The organism is Corallococcus sp. AB018 (genome assembly GCF_003986945.1).
GTDB classification, from domain to species: Bacteria; Myxococcota; Myxococcia; order Myxococcales; family Myxococcaceae; genus Corallococcus; species Corallococcus exiguus.
Map to the genome: position 1 here is coordinate 1 of NZ_RAWR01000355.1, position 6176 is coordinate 6176.

The 6176-nt window shown below is 70.5% G+C and carries 5 protein-coding genes; 2 read left to right on the forward strand and 3 right to left on the reverse strand.

Annotated features, from left to right (window positions below):
• Positions 1-55: 55 nt before the first annotated feature.
• Positions 56-1417 carry an IscS subfamily cysteine desulfurase gene (locus tag D7Y11_RS41085; RefSeq protein ID WP_233607569.1) on the reverse strand — a complete coding sequence of 454 codons (1362 nt, stop codon included), beginning with the start codon at positions 1415-1417 and terminating at the stop codon, positions 56-58.
• Positions 1418-1786: 369 nt separating this feature from the next.
• Between D7Y11_RS41085 and D7Y11_RS41090 the strand changes: the two genes are divergently transcribed.
• Both D7Y11_RS41090 and D7Y11_RS41095 read left to right on the forward strand, forming a co-directional pair.
• Positions 1787-3400 carry an SPFH domain-containing protein gene (locus D7Y11_RS41090; RefSeq protein ID WP_126936404.1) on the forward strand — a complete coding sequence of 538 codons (1614 nt, stop codon included), beginning with the start codon at positions 1787-1789 and terminating at the stop codon, positions 3398-3400.
• 70 nt (positions 3401-3470) lie between these two features.
• Positions 3471-4895: a protein-disulfide reductase DsbD gene (locus D7Y11_RS41095; protein ID WP_126936405.1), complete on the forward strand. Its 1425-nt coding sequence runs from the start codon at positions 3471-3473 to the stop codon at positions 4893-4895.
• 4 nt (positions 4896-4899) lie between these two features.
• Here the strand turns inward: D7Y11_RS41095 and D7Y11_RS41100 are convergent, their stop codons facing one another.
• Positions 4900-5490: a tRNA-uridine aminocarboxypropyltransferase gene (locus D7Y11_RS41100; protein WP_120564061.1), complete on the reverse strand. Its 591-nt coding sequence runs from the start codon at positions 5488-5490 to the stop codon at positions 4900-4902.
• On the reverse strand, positions 5487-6038 hold the full coding sequence (locus D7Y11_RS41105) for a hypothetical protein (RefSeq protein ID WP_014395291.1): 552 nt from the start codon (positions 6036-6038) through the stop codon (positions 5487-5489). Before D7Y11_RS41105 ends, D7Y11_RS41100 begins: the two co-directional genes overlap by 4 nt.
• Between the last annotated feature and the right edge of the window lie 138 nt (positions 6039-6176).

Sequence of the window (6176 nt, forward strand, 5' to 3'; positions counted from 1 at the left end):
GGGGAGCGGAGGGGGGTTCCGTGCCCGGCGGGAAATCTTGAGGGGAGGGGAGCGCCTAGTGGGCGGTCCACTCGATGCTCTTGAGGTCGATGCCTTCCTTGGCCATCTCGTACAGGGGGCTCATGTCTCGCAACTTGCGGACTTTGTCCACCACGAGGCGGATGACGAAGTCGACCTCCTCCTCCGTGTTGAAGCGGCCCAGGCCGAAGCGGATGGAGCTGTGCGCCATGTCCTCTTCGACCCCCAGGGCGCGCAGCACGTAGGAGGGCTCCAGCGACGCGGACGTGCACGCGGAGCCGGACGACACCGCGACGTCCTTGATGGACATCATCAGGGCCTCGCCCTCCACGTAGGAGAAGGAGATGTTGAGGCTTCCCGGCATGCGGTGCTCCAGGCTGCCGTTCACCGTTACCATGTCCAGCTGCTCCATGATGCCGGTGCGCAGCCGCTCACGCAGGCGGAACAGGCGCGCGGACTCCTCCGGCAGGTCCTGCCTCGCCACTTCCGCCGCCGCGCCGAAGCCGACGATGGACGCCACGTTCAACGTGCCGCTGCGCATGCCGCGCTCGTGACCGCCGCCGTCCACCATGGGCGCGATGCGCACACGCGGCTTGCGGCGCACGTAGAGGGCGCCCACGCCCTTGGGGCCGTACATCTTGTGCGCGCTGATGGAGGCCAGGTCGACGTTCATCTTCTCCACGTCGAAGGGCACCTTGCCCACGCCCTGCACCGCGTCGCAGTGGAAGAGGACGCCCTTCTCACGGCACAGCTTGCCAATCTCCGCCACCGGCTGGACCACGCCGATCTCGTTGTTGGCGAACATGATGGAGACGAGCACCGTCTTGGGCGTCATCGCCGCGGCCAGCTTCTCCAGGCTCACGCGGCCGTCCTTCTCCACGTCCAGGTAGGTGACGCGCGCGCCACCCGTGGGCATCTCCGCCCACTTCTTGTACGTGTCGTCCGCGTCCAGGTTGAGCTTCGCGGCCAGCTCCGGGACCTCTTCCGGCGTGACGTCGCGCTCGGCCAGCTGGCCCAGGCGCAGCAGCTTGAGCTCGTCCAGGCGCTCCTGGCGCACGCGCTCCAGGCGCTTGCAGGTGTCCAGGACGGCCTTGTGCTCCGTCTTCAGGGTGATGATGTGGTCGCCCTTGGACTTGTAGAACTCGATGACGCCCTTGATGGCCAGGTTGTCGGACTCGGTGGCGCCGGAGGTGAAGACGATCTCCTTCTCCGACGCGCCAATGAGGTCCGCCACCTGCCGGCGCGCCTTCTCTACCGCGGCCTCGGCCTTCCAGCCGAACGCGTGATTGCGGCTGGCCGCGTTGCCGAAGTCCTCGCGGAGGTAGGGCAACATCACTTCCAGCACCCGCGGATCGAGCGGGGTGGTCGCGTGGTTGTCCATGTAGATGGGCAGGCTCAGCATGAAGTCCTCAGGAAGAAGTGACGCAGGAGGGTGGAACACCCCTCCGCTCCCCGGCGACGCGGTGGGTCCGCGCGCAGCGGCAGGGTCTACATGGGCCCACACGAATGTGGACCGGACTGGTCAATTATAAAATCGACCCCCCTCGGGTCAAGGGAACATGGGGTCCAGGGCCTCTGTCCGCGACGCACCGGGTCGTGGGATGCGCCGGCCGGGTTCAACGCTCCTCCAGAGTGGAGCACTCCGGCCGCGCCAGGTTGGCGCGGGGTGATCCGAAACGGTGCTTCGCGCGCCCATAAGTGCCCGTTTCGTGGCACCCCGGGGCATGGCCGGGCGCCTGCACTGGAGACAGCGCGGAGGGTGCCAGACATGAGCGCCAACGCGAAGTCGCAGGCCCGGAGCAACGCCCAGGACACGCAGCAGGACGGGACGGGGCGGCCGTCGCTGGTCCGCCTGGAGGGAGGGCTGGATCGCTCCCGCTACGTGGACGGCTGGCGGGCGGGCAAGCCCGCGGAGGACCCCGACAAGGTGAAGAAGTGGGGGCTCATCACCGCGCGGCCCAGCGAGTTCCTCATCCACATGCGCCGGGGCCGCGTGCGCGAGGTGAGCGGCCAGGGCGCCAGCTGCTTCAAGCTGCCGGGGGACTCGGTGGCCATCGTGCCCACCAGCATCCAGCGGTTCCAGTTCACCGCGGATCAGGTGACGAGCGAGAAGGTGGGCGTGGCGGTGACGGGCCTGGCGGTGTACCGCATCGCGGATCCGCTGGTGGCCTTCCGGATGCTCAACTTCAGCTACCCGGAGCGCGCGCAGGAGAAGCTGGCGGAGCTGCTCGGGGAGATGTTCGTGGGCGCGGCGCGCCGGCTGGTGGCGAACCTCACCGTGGAGGAGTGCCTCACCCGGCGCAAGGAGGGCATCGCGGCGGAGCTGATGCGCGAGATTGCCCCCGTGCTCTCCGGACGGGGCCGGCTGGAGGACCGCACCGACGTGGGTTGGGGCGTGCTGCTGGACACGATTGAAATCCAGGACGTGCGCGTCCTGTCCTCCTCCGTCTTCGAACACATGCAGGCCCGCTTCCGCCGGGAGCAGGAGCGGCAGGCGCGCGAGGCGGAGCTGGCCAAGGAGCGCTTCGTGCGGCGCGAGGAGACGGAGGCCGAGCGCGTGCTCAACCTCCAGAAGCTCGCCGCGCGCGAGGAGGTCCGCCAGCGCACGCAGGCCACGGAGGAGCAGGCGCAGATGGAGCAGCTCGCGCAGGAAGCGCGGCTGGCCCAGGCGAAGATGGAGCAGGCGCGTCAGCAGCAGCAGGAGCGCACCTCCGTGGATCGTGAAGTGGCGCTCGCGAAGCTGACCGCACAGGAGGAGGTCCGCACGCGCACGGAGGCGCTGAAGGAGCAGGCCCGGCTGGAGGCGCTGGCCACGGACGCACGCCTGGAGGAGGCGCGGCTCACCAGCGAACGGCAGCTCGCGTACAACCGCGCGCAGGGTGAACTGGAGGAGCTGCGCTGGGAGCAGGAGGCGGAGGCCGCCAAGGCCCAGGTGGAGCTGGAGCGGATGCGCCGCCAGCAGGAGGCGGAGGCCGCGCGTCACGAAGTCCAGCTCGCCGTGGCCCGGCAGGAGGCCGAGCAGCTGTCCGCCCGGCTCCAGGTGCTGCTGGCGAAGCAGTCCATCGCGGAGGCGGAGGCCGGCATCGCGGAGCTGGAGCTGCGGCGCACCCGCGCGCAGCAGGGGCTGGAGCTGGAGCGCGCGAAGACGCTGCGTGACATCGAGAACTCGGTGAGTCCAGAGGTCATCCAGTTGACGTTGGCGCAGCAGCTGCCCCAGGTGGCGGCGGCCTTCCAGCAGCGGATGGGCGAGGTGCACGTGACGGCGGTGGATGGAGCGAACCCCTTTGGCTACATCGCCGCCGCCGTGGAGGGTGTGATGGGGCTGGCGCGCTCCGCGGGGCTGAAGGTGCCTGCCGCCCCCGCGGAGATGCCGGCGGGGTAGCCGCGTCCCCGGCCTCCGCATATAGAAGGGAGCCTCCGAAGGTCCGGACGCGCGGAGGCGTAAGGCACGCATGGACACGAAGAAGCTGACGCTGGTGGCGGTGGTGGCGGGAGTGGCGGTGGCGGTGGTGCCGTGGTTGTTGCCCACGGGGCCGAGCGCCGGGCTGGACGCGGCCCGGTTCCTGGAGTCGGGGAACCTCGCCTGGGGCGCGCTGGTGGTGTTCGCCGGCGGCCTGCTCACCGCGCTGACGCCGTGCGTGTACCCGCTCATCCCCATCACCGTGTCGGTGTTCGGCGCGAGGAAGGCGGAGGCACGGGGCCGCTCGCTGGCGCTGACCACGTCGTACATCGTGGGCATGGGCGTGGTGTTCAGCGCGCTGGGCGTGCTGGCGGCGAAGACGGGCCAGGCCTTCGGCTCCATGCTGGGCAGCCCCGTGGTGGTGCTGGGGCTGGCGCTGTTCCTGCTGCTCCTGGCCTCGTCGATGTTCGGCGCGTTCGAGCTGGCGCTGCCGTCGTCCATGCAGACGAAGCTGAGCAACGTGGGCGGCGCGGGCATCGCGGGCGCGTTCGTGATGGGCAGCGTGTCCGGGTTCCTGGCGGCGCCGTGCACGGGGCCGGTGCTCACGGGCCTCCTGGCCTTCGTGGCGAAGTCCGCCAACACGACGCTGGGCGCGACGCTGCTGTTCATCTACGCGCTGGGCATCGGCGTGCCGTTCTTCCTCATCGGCGTCTTCACCGTGCGCCTGCCGCGCGGTGGCGTGTGGATGGAGTGGGTGAAGAGCGTGCTGGGCATCATGCTGGTGGCGCTCGCGTTCTCGTACGTGAAGGACGCCTTCCCCTGGGCGCGCGACACCGTGAAGGCGCTGGGCGCCGAGGTGGGCCAGGTGCCCGGCGCGGTGCTGGCCGCGGTGCTGGTGGTGGTGGGCGTGGGGGTGGGCGCGGTGCACCGTTCGTTCAAGGAGGGCGCGCGCGACTTCGGCTTCAAGGCGCTGGGCGTGGCGCTGGTGGTGGGGGCGCTGGTGTTGCGAGGCGGCGCGCTGGACGCGCGGCCCACGGGTGAGCTGTGGGTGCGCATGGGACTCCAGGAGCGCCCGGTGGCGCCGTCGTGGCAGTGGCACCACGTGATGCCGGCGAAGAAGGCGACGTTCGACGCCAGCCAGTTCGAGCAGGTGCTCGCGGCGGCGAAGAAGGAAGGCCGTCCGGTGCTCATCGACTTCTTCGCGGACTGGTGCGCGGCCTGCAAGGAACTGGACCGGCTGACGTATCCGTCCTCGGAGGTCATCACCCAGGCCGAGGGCAGCCGCTTCCTCACCATCAAGATCGACGCGACCAACAGCGAGGACCGCCTGGATGCGCTGATGGAGCAACTGGGCGTGGAGGGCCTGCCCACGGTGGCCTTCGTGAACCCGGACGGCACCGTGCTGACGAAGCCGCGCGTGACGGGCTTCCTGGAGCCCGTGCCCTTCGCGGCGGAGATGCAGAAGGTCCTGCAGTAGGTCGCTAGAGGTAGTTCTCCCAGCCCAACCGACCGCGGCTCGCGAGCACGCGCTCAATCATCAGCTCGTGCAGCGTGAGCAGCGGCTTCGCGAGCTCCTCGCCCTCTAGCCGCGCGAGCGCGCCGGCCATGGCCTCCAGCGTGGACATCCCATCCGGGTGCGGCGGCTTGCGCAGGCGGCGCGTGTCCGGCGCGGGCGGCGGTAGCCTCATGCCCGGCAGCCTGCGCAGGGCGGGGACTCGCTGCACCATGCGCCGCGCCTGTGCCCAGCTCCCGTCGATGACCACGAGCCGCTTTGGCGGAGGACCCTCCGCCTCCGGTGCGTCCGGGAACAGGAGCCACGTGTCCGGCGTGTCCAGCACCGACGCGTCGAAGGGCGCTCCGGGCGCTCCATAGGACACGATGTGGCAGCGGGGCAGGGCGAGCGCGGCGATGCGCGCCGTGTTGGTGCTCTTCTGCGACTCCTTGTTGTGCCGGATGATCAGCAGCTCCGTGCGCGTGGGGATGACGGGCACGTCCGCGCACAGGCACAGGGCCGTGGGCAGGTAGCACCGCTCACAGCGGCCCGACAGGTCCTCCGGGGTGCTCGACCTCATTTCGCCGCGGTGCGGTAGCGCTCCATCAGGGCTCGCGCCTCACGCAGCTTCTCCTCGACGAAGCGGTCGTCCGCGTCAGGCTCGTATTCGGCGTCCGGCGGATCCAACTGGAAGAGGGCGGACAGGCTCGCGGGGGCGACCTCCAGCCACTCGGACGTGCGGGTGAGCGCGGCCTGCCTCCGCCCGGCGAAGGTCTCCGGCCCGTCCTCCGGGCCGCAGCGGCAGATGCGCGCGGAGTCCCCGGACACGTCCACGTAGAGCCCCAGCACCTCCGCGTCCACCTCCGCGGCCAGTGCACAGGTGGCCTCGCTGACGTAGGCCGCCATGGCCTGCGCCGCGCTGCGCTCCGTCAGCGAACGCACCAGGTAGACCTGCCACCCGGCCTCCGTGAGCGCTCCGGCCTCACTCAGCGGGGCCAGCTCCGCCGGCGGCGCCTGGATGCGCGACAGCAGCCGGCGCACCGGGACCTCCAGCCGCTCGAGCCGGGCGTTCGACGCGGGGCAGAAGAAGACCACGCGGTACTCTCGGCTGTCGGCGGCGGTTTCCATGGGCATACGGCGGTGGCCCAAGAGGACCAAAGGACTCCCCAGGCACGCAAGGGGGGAGTTGCGCCCGAGGACGCTTCCCCGTGCCCCCAGGGGGCCTCCCCCAGGCCCGGAACACGACGCGGCGGGACACGTCCCCGC